The organism is Mesorhizobium ciceri biovar biserrulae WSM1271 (genome assembly GCF_000185905.1).
GTDB classification, from domain to species: Bacteria; Pseudomonadota; Alphaproteobacteria; order Rhizobiales; family Rhizobiaceae; genus Mesorhizobium; species Mesorhizobium ciceri.
This window is the reverse complement of sequence record NC_014923.1, coordinates 2,398,481-2,414,202: the sequence shown is the minus strand read 5'-3', so window position 1 is coordinate 2,414,202 and position 15,722 is coordinate 2,398,481. Positions and strand designations below refer to the sequence as shown.

Sequence of the window (15,722 nt, the reverse complement as noted above, 5' to 3'; positions counted from 1 at the left end):
TAAACTCGCGACAAAAATTTCTGGATTGCCCGCAAAGCCCATCCGTGGTTTGAGGCGCTTCCAGCTAAGGCTTCCCCATGTCGCTTCCGCTCATCGCCCTGTTCATCGCCGCCTTTGCCTTCGGCACCACCGAATTCGTCATTGCCGGCGTGCTGCCGCAGGTGGCGCAAGGCCTGGGCGTCTCGGTTCCCTCCGCCGGCTATCTCGTCTCCGGCTATGCCGGCGGCATCGCCATCGGCGGCCCGCTGCTGGCGCTCGCCACCAAGTCATTGTCGCGCAAGACCTTGCTGCTCGGCCTCGCCATCGCCTTCACCATTGGCCAGGCGGCTTGCGCGCTGGCGCCCGATTTCACCTCGATGCTTCTGTTGCGCATTGCCGTGGCGGTCGCGCATGGCGCCTATTTCGGCGTCGCCATGGTCGTCGCCGTCGGTCTCGTGCGCGAGGACCAGCGCGGCATGGCTGTCGCCGTCATCCTGTCCGGCCTCACCGTCTCCAACGTCATCGGCGTGCCGGCCGGCACCGCGATCGGCAACATCTGGGGCTGGCGTGCGACTTTCTGGGTGATGTGCGCGCTGGGTGTCGCGGCAACGCTTGCCATGGCAGCCCTTTTGCCGCGCACCACCGGCTCATCGGCCAAGCCCGCCGGTTTCGCCCGCGAGGTCCGCGTGCTGGCCCGCCAGCAGGTCTGGACATCGCTGATCCTGATGCTGATGCTGATGATCGGCCAGTTCGGCCTGTTCACCTACATCACGCCGACACTGCTCGAAGTCACCGGTCTCGACGAGAACCTGGTGCCGTGGGTGCTGCTGCTCAACGGCGTCGGCGCAACCCTTGGAGTCTTCCTCGGCGGCAAGCTCTCCGACTGGAAGCTGATGCCGTCATTGATCACCATGCTGGCCCTGCAGGCGGTGACGCTTGGCGTGATCTATGCCGTCAGCCCCTATCCCCTGCCGATGGTTGTGGCGATCGTCATCTGGGGCGGTCTCAACTTCGCCATCGGCACGCCGATCCAGACCCGCATCCTGGCCTGGACCGCGGACGCCTCGAACCTTGCCTCGTCGCTCATTCCCTCCGGCTTCAATGTCGGCATCGCGCTGGCCGCTTCGTTGGGCGCCGCGATGCTGAACAGCGGCTATGGCTACCGCAGCCTGCCGCTGCTGGGCGCCATCGCCATGCTGGTCGCCGTGGCAGTGGCGCTCGCCTCTTATGTCTGGGAAGGGCGCAGCAACGCCACGCCGCCGCTGACAGCCCCAGCCGAGTAGATCACGATCCGGAAAGTGGACGCCGGTTTTCCGAAAAGATCGTGATCAACCAAAAGCACTTCACCCGCGCCAGCGCAGCAGGCGCATGGCGTTGGCGGTGACCAGCACGGTCGCGCCGGTATCGGCCAGGATCGCCGGCCACAGGCCGGTGATGCCCAAAATGGTGGTGACCAAGAACACCGCCTTCAGCCCCAGCGCCACGGTGATGTTCTGGCCGATATTGGCCATCACCGCCCGCGACAGTTTCACCATACGCGCGACGTCCATGACGCGGCCGTGCAGGATCGCCGCGTCCGCGGTCTCCAGCGCCACGTCGGTGCCGCCGCCCATGGCAATGCCAATGTCGGCGGCCGCGAGCGCCGGCGCGTCGTTGATGCCGTCACCGACCTTGGCGACCTTGAAACCCTCGCGCTGCAATTCGCCGACGATGCGCTGCTTGTCCTGGGGCAACAGCTCCGCCCGCGCCTCGATGCCGAGCGAAGCGGCGATGGCTTGCGCCGTGCGGCGGTTGTCGCCGGTCAACATCACCGCGCGGATGCTCTCGGCCTCCAGCGCCGCGATCCCGGCCGCAGCATCCGGCCGCGGCTCGTCGCGCATGGCAATCAGCCCGGCCACCACGCCATCGGCGACCAGCACTGACACCGTCTTGCCCTGGCCGTTGAGGCTGTCGACGGCGAGGCGCTGCGCTTGCGTCATGTCGGCGCGTTCGCCCGCCGCCTGGCCGGAGCCGAGGAAGACGGCGACGCCGCCAACGCTGCCCTCGACACCCTTGCCCGAGATTGCCTTCGCCGCGAGAGCCGGCGGCACCGGCGCCTTGTCGGCCTTGGCCCGGTCCAGGATCGCCATCGCCAACGGATGGCTGGAGCCCTGCTCCAGTGCTGCCGCCAGCGCCAGCACGGTGCGTTCATCCCTTCCATACGCCACGATGTCGGTGACGGCAGGCTTGCCTGCGGTCAGCGTACCGGTCTTGTCGAAGGCGACCGCCGTGATCCGGCGAAAGCCTTCCAGCACCGCACCGCCTTTCATCAACAGGCCACGCCGCGCACCGGTCGCAAGGCCCGCGGCGATTGCCGCCGGGGTCGAGATGACCAACGCGCAGGGGCAGCCGATCAGCAGGATCGCCAAGCCCTTGTAGATCCATTCGTTCCAGTCGCCGCCGGCAAGCAGCGGCGGCAACAATGCCACCAGCGCACCGACCGCCAGCACCGCCGGCGTGTAGGTGCGCGAGAAGCGATCGATGAAGCGCTCTGTCGGCGCCTTGGCCTCCTGCGCCTCCTCCACCAGCCGCGCGATTCGGGCGATGGTGTTGTCGGAAGCGGCCGCCGTCACCCGCACCTTGAGCACGCCATCGGTGCTGATCGTGCCGGCAAAGACGGCGTCCGTAGCGCCCTTGCGCTTCGGGGTGCTCTCGCCGGTCACCGGCGCCTCGTCGATTTCGCTCGCGCCCTCGATGATCTCGCCATCGGCCGGGATGCGGTCGCCCGGCCGCACCAGGATGATGTCGCCGACCGCAAGGTCTTCGGCGGGACACTCCGATGTGCCGCCTGCGCGCTCGACCAAGGCCGTCTTCGGCACCAGATCGGCAAGTCCCTGGATGCTCGCCCGCGCCCGGCCGGCGGCGACACCCTCCAGAAGCTCGCCGATCAGGAAGAGCACCACCACGGCGGCGGCCTCTTCAGTGGCACCGATCATCACGGCGCCTATCGCCGCGATGGTCATCAGCATCTCGATCGAAAACGGCGTGCCGGCCAATGCCGCCATCAGCGCGCGCCGTGCGATCGGCACCAGGCCGACCAACAGCGCGGCCAGGAACACCCCGCGTTCCGCCACCGGGAACAGATGGCCGATGCCGTATGCGGCGAGAAGCGCTGCCGCGCAGGCGAGCGTCAGCACCGCCCGGCGGGAACGCCACCACGCCTGCCCCGTCTCGGAATGGCCATGATCGGGATTGGGATCGTGGCTCGCATGATCGTGGCCTTCATGGTCATTGTGGACGTGATCGGCGTGCGCCTTGTCTGACATCGGCGATACATGTGCCTCGGCCCTGACGATGCCGTAGCCGAGCCGAGCAACCTGCTGCAGCACCCTGCCTTCCGGCAACGCGCCGCCATGGCTGACCGTCATGCTGGCACCGGTCACCGAAACCGAGACATCGGCGACGCCGTCTAGGCGACGCACCGCCGTATCGATCTTGGTTGCGCAAGAGGCGCAATCCATGCCGCCGATCTTGAACCGCGTCTGCCTGATTTTTACCTGGTCGAGGGGCGCCGTCATCACATCACCTGTCTGTCTTGCCCGCGGCGTCGCCGCATGGGTCTTGAACGCTGATGTCAGGCACTGTAATTGCTCTAGTCACTAGAGCTTCAAGAGGCAATTCATGTTTTCGATCGGTGATCTCTCGCGCCGCACCGGGGTCAAGGTGCCGACCATCCGCTACTACGAGCAGATGGGCCTTGTTGCCGCACCCGAGCGCTCGGAAGGCAACCAGCGCCGCTATTCCAGGCAGGAGCTGGAGCGGTTGGCCTTCATCCGCCACGCCCGCGATCTCGGTTTCGCCGTCGAGGACATCCGCTCTCTGATCGATTTGAGCGGCCACCCCGAGCAACCCTGCGGCCACGCCGACAAGATCGCCGAGGAGCAACTGATCTCGGTGCGGGAAAAGATTGCCCAGTTGAAGCGGCTCGAGGCCGAGCTCGAACGCATCGCCACGTGCTGCAATGGCCAGACGGTCGGCGACTGCTACGTCATCCGCGCGCTATCGGATCATGCGCTGTGCGCCGATGAGCATGGTTGAGATACATCCTACAGCTCGATCCGGAACCGCAAACTTTCCGCTCCGCCATAGGCGGCGTCCTCGAAAAAGCGTTCGACGAGCTTGCCGCCATTGGCCAGGATCACCTTGTGCGAGGCCGGATTGCCCGGTTTGGCGGTGATCTCGACGTGAGCCAGGCCGACCGCCCTCGCCTCCTCCAGCATCAGGCGCAGTGCCTGTGTAGCGTAGCCGCGCCGCCGCTTCCACGGCACCACCGCATAGCCGATATGGCCGAGCACATGCGGCGGCAGGTCCGACGTGCCCTTCTGCCAGCGAAAGCCGATCGAGCCCGACGCCTCGCCGTCCCAGATCCAGCGGCGGAAGCCTGGCAGGCGCGGCACCTTTTTGCCGTCGGGCAAGGTGATCGGACCGCCCCTGGCCTGGGGATCATCGAGGTCGGCGAGAAAAGCCACGGGATCCCTTTCGATTGCCGCAAGCTGCTCGCGCGTCGCTTCCAGCAATCGCACATTGTCCGGCGACCAGCCGCGTTCGAGTGCCGCCTTGTAGGACGGCAGATGTTCGAACGCGGGTTTGACGATTTCGATCATGGTGCACCGGTGCAGACGCGATACCCACAAAATAGCATGCTTGACCAAGGAGGCACGGTCCACCAAAGCGCGGCCCCATACGACAGAGGCCGCGCTCCCATCACTGGAAACGCGGCCCTGGCGTTGTGTCCTTGGGAGGACCGGCGATCCGGCGCGGCCGCGCCGGAGCACCTTTAGCGATCTCAGGCGATGTCGAAGCGGTCGGCGTTCATCACCTTGGTCCATGCCGCAACGAAATCCCTGGTGAATTTCGCCTTGGCGTCCGCCGACCCGTAGACCTCGGCAAGCGCGCGCAATTGGGCGTGCGAGCCGAAGATCAGGTCGGCACGGGTGCCGGTCCACTTGACCGCCTTGGTCTTGCGGTCACGCGCCTCGTAGACTTCGTCGGAGCCGGCGGCCGGATCCCAGACCGTGTTCATGCTGAGCAGGTTGACGAAGAAGTCGTTGGTCAACGTACCCGGCCGGTCGGTGAACACGCCGTGCTTCGAGTTGGCCGTGTTGGCGCCGAGCACACGAAGACCGCCGACCAGCACCGTCATTTCGGGTGCGGTCAGCGACAGCAATTGCGCCCGGTCGACCAGCATGGCTTCGACCGACATCGGCTGCTTGCCCCTGACATAGTTGCGGAAGCCATCGACTTTCGGCTCGAGCGCGGCAAAGGAATGGACATCCGTCTGTTCCTGCGAAGCATCCATGCGACCCGGCGTGAACGGCACCTTGGCCTCGTGGCCGCCATCCTTCGCCGCCTTCTCGACAGCGGCGACACCGCCGAGAACGAAGAGGTCGGCCAGCGAGATCTTTTTCCCGCCGGTCTGTGCCGCGTTGAACTCCTTCTGGATGGCTTCCAGCTTGGCCAGCACCTTCGACAGTTCCGCCGGCTGGTTGACCTCCCAATCCTTCTGCGGCGCCAGCCGGATGCGTGCACCATTGGCACCACCGCGCTTGTCGGAATTGCGGAACGTCGAGGCCGAGGCCCACGCCGTCGAGACCAATTCGGAAACCGACAGGCCCGATGCCAGGATCTTCGCCTTCAGCGACGCAATGTCCTGCTCGCCGACCAGTTCGTGGTCGACCGCGGGGATCGGATCCTGCCAGATCAGCTCTTCCTTCGGCACGAGCGGGCCGAGATAGCGAACGACCGGACCCATGTCGCGATGGGTCAGCTTGAACCAGGCGCGGGCAAAAGCGTCGGCGAACTGGTCCGGATGCTCGTGGAAGCGCCGCGAGATCTTCTCGTAGGCCGGATCGACCCGCAGCGCGAGATCGGTCGTCAGCATGGCAGGCGCGCGGCGCTTGGACGGATCGTGGGCATCCGGCACGGTTCCGGCGCCGGCGCCGCCTTTCGGCGTCCACTGATGCGCGCCCGCCGGGCTCGTGGTCAGCTCCCATTCGAAGTTGAACAGATTGTCGAAGAAGTTGTTGCTCCACTTGGTCGGCGTCGTGGTCCAGGTCACCTCGAGGCCCGAGGTGATGGCATCGCCGGCGATGCCCGTGGCATGCTTGCTCGACCAGCCGAGGCCCTGCGCTTCGATGCCGGCGCCTTCCGGCTCCGCACCCACAAGCGATGCATCGCCGGCGCCGTGGGTTTTGCCGAAGGTGTGGCCGCCGGCGATCAGCGCCACGGTCTCCTCGTCGTTCATGGCCATGCGGCCGAACGTCTCGCGAATATCGCGTGCCGAGGCCAGCGGATCCGGCTTGCCGTTCGGCCCTTCCGGATTGACATAGATCAGTCCCATCTGGACGGCGCCGAGATGGCCCTGGAGTTCGCGGTCGCCGGAGTAGCGCTTGTCGTCGAGCCACTTGGTTTCCGAACCCCAATCGACGTCCTGCTCGGGTTCCCAGACGTCGGCGCGGCCGCCAGCGAAACCGAAGGTCTTGAAGCCCATCGATTCCAGCGCGACGTTGCCGGTGAGGATCAGCAGGTCGGCCCAGGAGATCTTACGGCCATATTTCTGCTTGACCGGCCACAGCAGCCGGCGCGCCTTGTCGAGATTGGCATTGTCCGGCCAGCTGTTGAGCGGAGCAAAACGCTGCTGGCCGGCCCCGGCGCCGCCACGGCCGTCGCCGATGCGGTAGGTGCCGGCACTGTGCCAGGCCATGCGGATGAACAGCGGCCCGTAATGGCCGAAGTCGGCCGGCCACCAATCCTGCGAATCCGTCATCACCTGGTGCAGGTCCTTGATCACCGCATCGAGATCGAGCGACTTGAATTCCTCGGCATAGTCGAACTCTTCGCCCATCGGGTCCGAAAGGTTCGACTGCTGATGCAGAACGCCAAGGTCCAGTTGGTTCGGCCACCAGTCACGGTTCGTCCTGCTGGAGGATCCGTGCGCAACGGGGCATTTGCCGGCACTGGGATCATCGGTCTGTGCGTCCATGTTCTTCTCTCCGATCGTGGCTGAGTTGAGCTGTTCAACTGCTGCGTGAACAGGGACACAAAAATGTCCCTGTAGGCGGTCCGTTTCATGGCTGGCGCGATGACCTGAGCCCGATACGCGACCGAATATGTTGGATGTCCTGTTGCTGCGGGCATGCGCCTCACCAGGCGGTCCCGGCTGCTCCTCATCTTCGTTACGACTCCTATAGCAAAGCCGCTTGATTAATTTAAGTTGGATTTCCTGATTGCAGCGATAAGATGACATTATGACAAACCTGACGCTGAAGCAGCTGCGTTATTTCGAGGCGCTGGCCCGGCACAATCATTTCGGCCGCGCCGCCGATGCCTGCTCGATCTCGCAGCCCGCCATCTCGGTGCAGATCCGGGAGTTGGAGGAAACGCTGGGCACGGAGCTTTTCCAAAGAGGCCCACGCCAGGTCCGGCTGACCAATTTCGGCGAGGAATTCGCCTTGCGCGTCCGCGACATCCTGCGCTCGGTGGATGAGCTGACGGATCTGGCCCGCGCCTCGCGCGACCGGCTGGTGGGACGGTTGCGCATCGGCGTGATCCCGACGATCGCACCCTACCTCCTGCCTGCCATCATCGGCAACCTCGCCCGCATGCATGACGGGCTCGATATCCACGTGCGCGAAACGCAAACGCAGAAGCTGATCCAGGAACTGGCCGACGGCCGGCTCGACGCGGCCATCGTCGCCTTGCCGGTGTCGGAACCCTCGCTGACGGAAATCGTGCTGTTTGCCGAGAACTTCGTGCTGGTCCGGCCCGGCGAGGACGAGGGAAAGCCGGTCCCCAACCGCGAAATGCTGCGCGAGATGCGGCTGCTTCTGCTGGAGGAAGGCCATTGTTTTCGCGACCAGGCGCTGTCGTTCTGCAACATGCATTCGGCGCGGCCAAGGGAGTTGCTGGACGGCAGCTCGCTGTCGACCCTGGTGCAGATGGTCGGCGCCGGCGTCGGCGTCACCTTGATTCCCGAAATGGCCGTGCCGGTGGAGACGCGCTCGGCGGCGGTGTCTGTCGCCCACTTTGCCAACCCCCAACCGTCGCGGACGATCGGCATGATCTGGCGCAAGACAAGCCCGATCGCCAAACAGCTGATGCTTATATCCGAAGTGGTTCGCCAGGCGGCCGAAACGTTGCGCGCGCAGCACAATCCGGCATCGGTTGAGCTGAACCTGGTAGCAGCCGCCCAATGAAGGCTTGGCTGACCCGATCGTCAGCCTGCCGCGTGGAACCGGATCTCGCCCTTGTTCAGGAAGCAGGTCTTGTTGAACAGCGACAGATCCAGAGGGTTCGGCAACCGCACATCGCCGATATCGGGAACCGGCTTCTGCGCCGGGTCGTAGGACCGGTCGATCTGCGAGATGAAGACGAGGATCAATCCCCTGTCGCCGGCAAACGCTTTCAGCGTGCGAACCTGCGCCATCAGCTCCGGATTTTGCCGCTTCTGGTCGAGCAGTTGCAGATAGTCGATCACCACCAGCGTGCCGCGCGGCGCCGAGCCCAATGCCTTGACGATATAGTCGGCGCTGATGGCGTCGGAATTGTCGAACACGAACCGGTCGTTGAACTGCACCGGGTCTGCCCCGATGGCTCGAAACCGGTCGAGCACATCCCGCTGCGTATACTCCAGCGTGAAGAACACGCCCCGACTGCCGGACTTCATGGCTTCGATTGCCAGTTCGAGACTCATCAGCGTCTTGCCGTGGCCGGGTCGTGCACCCACCAGGACCAGATCGCCGGGCGCAAGTTGCGCAAACAGTGTGCCGGCAGGCGCCGCCCCGGCTGCCTTGGCCGCAAGCAGGCTCCAACTGGCGAAGCCTTCCCGTACTGCAACGCGGTCAAGCGCTTCGTGGAGCGGAATTTTGGCCTCGCGGGACAAAAGCCTGGCTTGACGCTTCAGATGATAGATGGGCGCGGACAGCTTCATGACAAACCTCCTGGTGCGAGCCGTTTTCGCAACCCCTCCTTATGCCAAGCGCTCGAACAGTTGGTTCGGTGATGAGAGAGCCCTGCATGGATGATGCTTTCCCGGCGGAGGGAGGAGGCGTGGGCCACGCCAGAATCAGATGATAGCTCAATCCCTGCGTATCGAAAATCGCGGACCTCTAGAGATCAGGTTCCGAACTCGCGGCTTTTCGCGATAGGAATTTTTTCTTGACTCCCTGCACTCAGCTATGGTATATATTTGTCCATGGTGCTGATTTGCGCCAATGGCCCGCCGCACAGGCGGGTTTTCGTTTGATGCTCCCGTCAGCCAACGCGCCGACGAGCTCGAAGGAACCCGCCAACCCGAGTTCGTTGCCCTGCTTCAAGGATGCGAAGACGTCCGCCGCAAGCCTGGAGCCAGCATGTCGGCGTAGGGCCGTTGCATGCGTCGACCTGCTTTGCGGATCTTCATGCGGGTACGCTAAACAAGATGTGTTTCGCCTGATAATGCGAGGCCATCTATGATCGATTCTCGCGGTAATACCGCAAGAAATCGCCATTCGCTTCGACAGGAGAATTGATCCGGTGCGGTTGAGATCTGTTTGTCTGGGCGTCGTCGCCAGCTTTTTCGTCGCCGTCATCGCCGTGACGGTGTCGGCTCGATCCTTTGCCGCATCATCTGACGTTCCGGCCTGGCTGCAGGCTCATGTCGGCAACAGCGACGGCCAGATCTCACAGATTGTCCTCGAACGAGCCCGCGCGCTTTATCGGAAGAAGGTCGCCCAAGGGGCCGTCAAGAACCCCTGCTACTTCGCCATGGATGCGACACGCCCCAGCGATCTGGGCAATGGCGTGCTCGGCCGCCGCTACTACGTCATCTGCGAGGGCAGCGAGTCCTTCCGCGCGATTTCGTCGGGTCATGGCAGCGGGCGGAATCTGAAGGGCGTCGTCGATTTTTCGAATGGCAAGCGGTGCGCTAGGAACTTCGGCAATGCGATGGATTCATCGTTGACGGCCGGCGGCGCCTATATGACCCGCGAGGCGAAAACCTCGTTCAAGGGTTATTACCGCACTGGTGCGAAACGGGACGTGGCTTTCCAGCGCACCTTCATCCAGTTCGACGGCGAAGGCGAAGCCGCGAACGCCAGGCAGCGGGTGATCGGCGGCCACGCGGCCCAGGTGCTGCACGGCCTGTGCCTGCGCAAAAATCCGAACAGCTCGCATGCCGACCATGACGGCTTCGTGCCGTTCGGCAAGCTGGTGGATTATGCCGGCGGTCGCAGCAATGGCTGCACCAGTTGGTCGCCGGCGGATGCGCAGCAGATTATCCCGATGGTCAAGGACAATCCGACGACGCTCTACATCTACCCGGAATCGCGCGACATCGCCGCGGTCGCAGCCAACCATTCACAGCCGGGCGCCTATTGGAACGCGTCCTGCCTGAAGGAAATCGGCACACCGAAATTCTGGCCGCGAAAGACCCTCGAGCCGATCATCGCCCAATACAGGAAGGATCATCCGGCACCGCCGCCGCAGCCAGTGCCGATTTGCACGCAGCCGTGACGTCCGCTTCGGCATGCGAACCATGCGCATTGATCAGCAACCCGTCGTGAACCGGTATCGATCCCGATCTCCGAGGTTTGCCAGCGTCTGACTCCCCGCGCGTCGTCGATGCCGGCAAGCCAAAGGCTGGGATCGGATCATTTGCGACCTCGGCGCGTTGGTCCCCAGAGACAACGCGCGCCCATGGCGCGGGCCGCCGCCGAGAAGGCCGCCGAAACGAAAGGCGCATCCGGTCGTTCCGCCGCCGCGCGCAAGGCAGTGCGGACCAAGGGTACCTGCGGCAGGAAGGAAGCGGCACAGAAGGCTGCCAGAACGCGAACACATCACGCTTACATTGAACGTCTACTTCGAGGACTGGCGCTCCGGGTGACGACTATGATCGAGAGGCGATCACATGGGTAATCGCCTGCGCCTCGCACCTTCCCGCCGCGTTGTATGTCGCGAACGGATCGGGAGTGGCTGAATGCTCCCGGCGAGGAGAGTTCCCGGTGCCGTGCCTGGCCGATTGGTTGGAACCAACGGCCTGCTCTCCAGTTAGAAAGCCAGCAAGTCTGGTTGTAGCCTTGCCGCCATGTGACCGACGGTTTCAAGGCCGCCGATTGAGCTTCGGAAGCGTGGAGAGCACGCTTGATGGAGAAAATCATGAACCAATGGTCAAATGCCAAGCTCTGTGACGTAGCAAATCTGGTCCTCGGAGCAATTCTCTTCTTCTCTCCATGGATATTCGCCTTCGCGGCGGGGACACAGTCCCAGAATGCCATGGGCAGCGGCATCGTGATTGTCGTGCTTTCGGTTGCCGCCCTCTTCGCCTTTGCTGTCTGGGAGGAATGGCTGAACCTCGTTGTGGGTCTTTGGGTAGTCGTGTCTCCCTGGGTGCTTGGATTCCAGGCAACCACAGCCATGGGCGTGCATGTTGTAATCGGCGTTCTGGTCGCGGTGCTGGCTGCGATCGAGCTGTGGATGATGAACCAGAACCCGCCGACGCAGTCTACGGCCTAGCAGGACTGGGCGTCCTTGCGGCGGCCTGATCGTGACGGATTGGCCGCCGACAAATTGGCATCCCGCTGGGTCGCCGATGACGGTGGAAAATCATCTGACAGTGGCCCCCTGGGAGGCCAGCGTGCCTGCCGCCGCCACCTCGGCTGCACAGCCGCTGACGACAGCCCTGCAGAAAGCGTCGCCGAAAGCCAGACAACAGGAGGTATGCCGACATGAAAGCAATCCGCATCCACGCCTTTGGCGGACCTGAGGTCCTTTCGATCGATCAGGTCCCCTCGCCTCAGCCGCTAGACGACGAGGTTGTGCTCAGGGTCCGCGCCGCAAGCGTCAATCCGATCGACTACAAGACCCGCGAAGGGTCGGTGAGCGAGACCCTGCCGGTCACGCTTGGGCGCGACGTATCCGGCACGGTGGAAATATGCGGTACGCGGGCGCATACGTTGAAGAAGGGCGACCCGTTGTTTGCGATGCTTGGTCATGACCGGGGCGGCAACGCCGAATATGTCGTGGTCAAGGCGACTGAGGCGGCTGCCAAACCGGATCGTCTAAGCCATGTCGAAGCCGCGGCGGTGCCGCTTGCCGGCATCACCGCATGGCAAGGCCTTTTCGATCATGGCGGCCTCAAATCCGGACAACGGGTTCTCATCCATGGCGGCGCCGGCGGCGTCGGTCATCTGGCGATCCAGCTGGCCAAGGCCGCGGGCGCGTTCGTCGCGACAACCGTTTCCGCCGAGGACGTCGTTTTCGTGCGTGAGCTTGGCGCCGATCAGACGGTCGACTACAAGAATCAGCGTTTCGAAGAGGTCGTCGATGCGGTCGACCTGGTGTTCGATCTTGTCGCGGGCGACACGCAGGAGCGCTCCTGGGAGGTGCTCAAGCCTGGCGGGACGCTCGTTTCCACGCTTTCCCAACCGTCGCAGGAAAAGGCAAACTTGCGTCGGGCGCGTGGCGTCTCCTACCTGGCCGAGCCGAATGCGGCGCATCTTGCCGAGATCGGCCGCCTCATCGAGGCCGGCAAGGTCACCCCCTTCGTGCAAGCCACCTACCCTCTTGGAGAGGTCGCCAAAGCGGAAGAACGGCTGGAAAATGAGCATGTGCGTGGCAAGATCGTGCTTGAGGTTTCCGCCTAGCGCGAGTTGATGCTCCTGCCCTCTCGGACGCGTTATCCGATCCGCGCCTTGCCGTCGCTGTCCGGCACGTTTGGAAACAGCACCTTCAGCTTGTGTTCCGCGCTTGCCCAACTGCGCCTGTGATGTTGCCACAGGCACCAGTTGCTCACCGCAAAAGCTAGAATGCCGACAGTCACGGCGAGACTGACCGTCGAGCCAACGACAACCTTGAGCATCACGCCGGCAAAGACACCGGCGATGGCACCGTTGACGACATTCACCATCCCTGCGGTTCCGGCGAACGCTTGCCAGGGCCTTGGCTTGAGGCCGACATCGGCCAGCAGAGCCGTTTGGTTGTCATGGGTGGAGTGAACCAGATAGCGCGCCATCGAAGGGGTGAGCTCGGTGTAGCAGTGCCTGATGCGTGCCATGCCGCGGGCGTGGACCATGTCTTCGATGGCCACCTGCACAGCCCTGACGAATGTCACCAGCCCAATGAAGTAGAGGCACGGCAACAGGATCAGGCTGAACAGCATGAAAGGAAGCCCCATCCTCGTCACCTGGGCCACGAAAGCAAGGGCGATCGTGGCGCTGGATACCGAAGTCAGGAACAAATTTGCGCGCTGATTCGCCTCCTGAATAGTCGCCGCCCTGGCGGTCCCCAGCACCAAATGCTCCGTCGTCATCATCTGCAGGAGTTGCTGTCGGTTCTCGCCTTCATTGGTTTTTGTCTTCCTTGCAGGCATCGCAAAAAATCCGTTCAGGACGCGCTCCCCCAACCAGCTCCTCAAAGCCGCCCACCCAGGAACGAACTGCTTCGGAAGGGGTTCCGGCGCAACCAAGACCGCTACCGTGGATCCCGGGGCAGAGCCGGATCACAGGCCGAGCCAATTTTGTCGACAGATAGCGAAACGATTGTCCCTGAGCATCGTTTCGAAACCAGACATGAATTTGATGAGGAGGCGATGATGAGCGCTACCGGTTTGGATGTCTTTGACAGGACGCTGCAGACAACCAACATCTGGCTCGACGAGATCATGGACGATCATGGTCCGGATCGGCGAATTGCATGGCACATATTGGGCGCGGTCCTGCGGACCGTAAGGGACAGGCTGCAGATCGGGCTTGCGGCCAAACTTGGGGCGGAACTGCCGCTCCTGGTGCGCGGCGCCTATTACGACCACTACCGGCCCGCAGCCGAGCCGGACAAAACGCGCTCCCTGGAAAACTTCTCGCAGCACATCGGCGAGGAATTGAAATCGATCCGCCCCGTCGATCCCGAGGATGCAGCACGCTCGGTATTCCGAGTTCTTGCACGGCATATTGATCTTGGCCAATCGGCTAAGGTGCGCGATGCGCTGCCGAAAGAAATCCAGGCGCTCTGGCCTGAAAGCCTCGGTGTCAAATAGAGATGGTACGAATCTGACGGCTCCCCGGACAGCCAGGCCGAGGCTGGCGCCCCTGTCGGGCGTCAGTCCCGCAAACGGTTGGCGGCATGATCCTGATGCTGCTCGGTCGCAACCTGCCTGGAGTCCAAACCGCGTTCTTTGGAATGCTGTGCCTTGTCGCGATTGGACAGAACCTTGTTTTCTTCGAGCTTGTCTTTTGGCGTCACGGTCATGGCGCCTGTGCCGGAACCCTTTCCTTGTGAACCTGCTCCGATGTGCTTCTTGCTGCCGCGTGCCATGGGCTGCCTCCAATCTATGACGAATGTTCCAGGAGCGTTGCTGGTCCGTGACGCGCTTTAGTCGTCGGCACGGTTCTTGTGATGGGCGCTTTCCTGATTCTTGCCGCGAAGCATGTTGCGGTCATCTGGATCGACGAGGTCCGGTGTATCGGTCCTCATGTCCGCTCCCTTGCGCAGTGCTTCGCGTTCCGCCGCTGATCGTTTCAGATCCGCCTCGGCATCAAAATCCTTGCCGGCGTTCTTTGTGTTTTCCCGCTCTTCAATGATGCGAATTTGTTGATCGTGGGTTTTGCGTCCAGTCATCGCTTTCCTCCGGCGTGTTCGTGTCGGCGCCCGAAAGTGGTGCGTCGCCGACCGTCTCTAAGGTCGGTTACGGCGTTTGCCTGGCCGAGCCTGCCTTCGTGCTGATAATGGCAAGGTGACGGGATCGTTCCGAAAGGCGTTGAAAAGCTTCTCGCCAGATGGCTCGGCTCGGCCCGGCGCTCACATTGACGCAGGCTCCGGCTGGCGCCCGCCCTTGTGAACCGCAGCGTCCTTTGAACGCTCGGCAACCGCCGGGCTGGTGCCGGATGCCTTTGCCGTCGCGGCACTCGGCTCCGCGCAGAAATCGATGACAGCCTGGATGAACTCTGCCGGATATTCGATGTTCGACAGATGGACCGCAGGCAGCACAACCAGCTTCGCGCCGGGCACCGTCGCGGCGATCAGCTCGCTGTGGCTGGCTGCCGTCACCGTGTCGTGCCGACCGGCGATCACCAGCGTCGGCCGGGGTATCAGTGCCACGGTGCGGCGAAGGTCCGCGTCGCGAACCGCCGCGAACAGACCCGCCAGGCCCTGCCGGTCGATAGCCAGCAGCATGGCGCGAAAGTCTTCGACCACAGGCTCGTTGGCGGCAACCAGCGACGCGGGGAACCAGTTGCTCAGGAACGTCTCAGCGGTTTCCGACATGTCCGGCGCCTGGCGCACCGCAGCGATCCGCTCGTCGAAATAGCTTGCCGGCGCCAGATGGGACGAGGTGTTGCTCAGGATCAGCCGGTCGATCCGCTCGGGCGCGTGGATGCCGAGCCACTGCGCGACGAACCCGCCGAGCGACAGGCCAAGGAAATGTACACGTTGCAGGTCGAGCGCATCGAGCAACTCGATGACGTCGCGGCCAAGCCGGTCCAGCGAATAGGCGCCGACCGGAACGCTCGATCCGCCATGGCCGCGAAAGTCGTAGCGCAGGACACGAAAATGCTTCGACAATTCGCCGACCTGCCTGTCCCACATGTGCAGCGTGGTGCCGATGGAATTCGACAGCACCAGCACCGGCTTGCTTGCGTCGCCGTCGAAGCGGTAGGCGATGCGCGTGCCGTCGCCCGTTGTGACGAAATTCAGCTCATTCATGATGAAGATTCCTTCTGGAACGTTGAACGAGA

At 63.4% G+C, this 15,722-nt stretch carries 15 protein-coding genes; 7 read left to right on the top strand and 8 right to left on the bottom strand.

Annotated features, from left to right (window positions below; translation table 11 throughout):
- Positions 1–77 precede the first annotated feature (77 nt).
- Positions 78–1,262 (top strand): MFS transporter, encoded by a 1,185-nt coding sequence (locus tag MESCI_RS11615; protein ID WP_013530145.1) that lies wholly within the window; start codon positions 78–80, stop codon positions 1,260–1,262.
- Positions 1,263–1,322: 60 nt separating this feature from the next.
- Here the strand turns inward: MESCI_RS11615 and MESCI_RS11610 are convergent, their stop codons facing one another.
- A complete protein-coding gene (locus MESCI_RS11610) occupies positions 1,323–3,536 on the bottom strand; it encodes a heavy metal translocating P-type ATPase (RefSeq protein WP_013530144.1) in 2,214 nt (737 codons plus the stop codon).
- A 103-nt stretch (positions 3,537–3,639) separates the two neighbouring features.
- Between MESCI_RS11610 and MESCI_RS11605 the strand changes: the two genes are divergently transcribed.
- On the top strand, positions 3,640–4,056 hold the full coding sequence (locus tag MESCI_RS11605) for a MerR family transcriptional regulator (protein WP_013530143.1): 417 nt from the start codon (positions 3,640–3,642) through the stop codon (positions 4,054–4,056).
- Between the two features lie 8 nt (positions 4,057–4,064).
- On the opposite strand, the gene MESCI_RS11600 is transcribed toward MESCI_RS11605, so the two are convergent.
- The gene (locus tag MESCI_RS11600; RefSeq protein WP_013530142.1) at positions 4,065–4,622 is read right to left on the bottom strand and encodes a GNAT family N-acetyltransferase; all 558 of its coding nucleotides are present in this window, start codon (positions 4,620–4,622) and stop codon (positions 4,065–4,067) included.
- 182 nt (positions 4,623–4,804) lie between these two features.
- Positions 4,805–7,000: a catalase/peroxidase HPI gene (gene katG, locus MESCI_RS11595; protein ID WP_013530141.1), complete on the bottom strand. Its 2,196-nt coding sequence runs from the start codon at positions 6,998–7,000 to the stop codon at positions 4,805–4,807.
- 265 nt (positions 7,001–7,265) lie between these two features.
- Here katG and MESCI_RS11590 point away from each other — a divergent pair, with 265 nt between their 5' ends.
- Positions 7,266–8,213: a hydrogen peroxide-inducible genes activator gene (locus MESCI_RS11590; RefSeq protein WP_013530140.1), complete on the top strand. Its 948-nt coding sequence runs from the start codon at positions 7,266–7,268 to the stop codon at positions 8,211–8,213.
- Between the two features lie 20 nt (positions 8,214–8,233).
- On the opposite strand, the gene MESCI_RS11585 is transcribed toward MESCI_RS11590, so the two are convergent.
- Positions 8,234–8,947, bottom strand: a complete 714-nt coding sequence (locus MESCI_RS11585; RefSeq protein WP_013530139.1) for a DNA helicase — start codon at positions 8,945–8,947, stop codon at positions 8,234–8,236.
- Between the two features lie 584 nt (positions 8,948–9,531).
- On the opposite strand from MESCI_RS11585, the gene MESCI_RS11580 reads away from it, so the two are divergent.
- From MESCI_RS11580 to MESCI_RS11570, 3 genes are all read left to right on the top strand, one after another.
- Entirely contained in the window at positions 9,532–10,509 is a 978-nt protein-coding gene (locus MESCI_RS11580; protein ID WP_013530138.1) for a hypothetical protein, read from the top strand.
- Between the two features lie 642 nt (positions 10,510–11,151).
- Positions 11,152–11,508: an SPW repeat protein gene (locus MESCI_RS11575; protein ID WP_027162069.1), complete on the top strand. Its 357-nt coding sequence runs from the start codon at positions 11,152–11,154 to the stop codon at positions 11,506–11,508.
- Between the two features lie 212 nt (positions 11,509–11,720).
- Positions 11,721–12,638: an NADP-dependent oxidoreductase gene (locus tag MESCI_RS11570; RefSeq protein ID WP_013530136.1), complete on the top strand. Its 918-nt coding sequence runs from the start codon at positions 11,721–11,723 to the stop codon at positions 12,636–12,638.
- A gap of 32 nt (positions 12,639–12,670) precedes the next feature.
- Here the strand turns inward: MESCI_RS11570 and MESCI_RS11565 are convergent, their stop codons facing one another.
- On the bottom strand, positions 12,671–13,363 hold the full coding sequence (locus MESCI_RS11565) for a hypothetical protein (protein WP_013530135.1): 693 nt from the start codon (positions 13,361–13,363) through the stop codon (positions 12,671–12,673).
- Between the two features lie 222 nt (positions 13,364–13,585).
- Here MESCI_RS11565 and MESCI_RS11560 point away from each other — a divergent pair, with 222 nt between their 5' ends.
- A complete protein-coding gene (locus MESCI_RS11560) occupies positions 13,586–14,026 on the top strand; it encodes a DUF2267 domain-containing protein (protein WP_013530134.1) in 441 nt (146 codons plus the stop codon).
- Between the two features lie 62 nt (positions 14,027–14,088).
- Here the strand turns inward: MESCI_RS11560 and MESCI_RS11555 are convergent, their stop codons facing one another.
- The 3 genes from MESCI_RS11555 to pcaD form a co-directional block, all read right to left on the bottom strand.
- The gene (locus tag MESCI_RS11555; protein WP_013530133.1) at positions 14,089–14,304 is read right to left on the bottom strand and encodes a hypothetical protein; all 216 of its coding nucleotides are present in this window, start codon (positions 14,302–14,304) and stop codon (positions 14,089–14,091) included.
- A 57-nt stretch (positions 14,305–14,361) separates the two neighbouring features.
- Complete coding sequence (locus tag MESCI_RS11550) at positions 14,362–14,607, bottom strand: hypothetical protein (RefSeq protein WP_013530132.1); 246 nt, start codon at positions 14,605–14,607, stop codon at positions 14,362–14,364.
- Between the two features lie 180 nt (positions 14,608–14,787).
- On the bottom strand, positions 14,788–15,690 hold the full coding sequence (pcaD, locus tag MESCI_RS11545) for a 3-oxoadipate enol-lactonase (protein ID WP_013530131.1): 903 nt from the start codon (positions 15,688–15,690) through the stop codon (positions 14,788–14,790).
- Between the last annotated feature and the right edge of the window lie 32 nt (positions 15,691–15,722).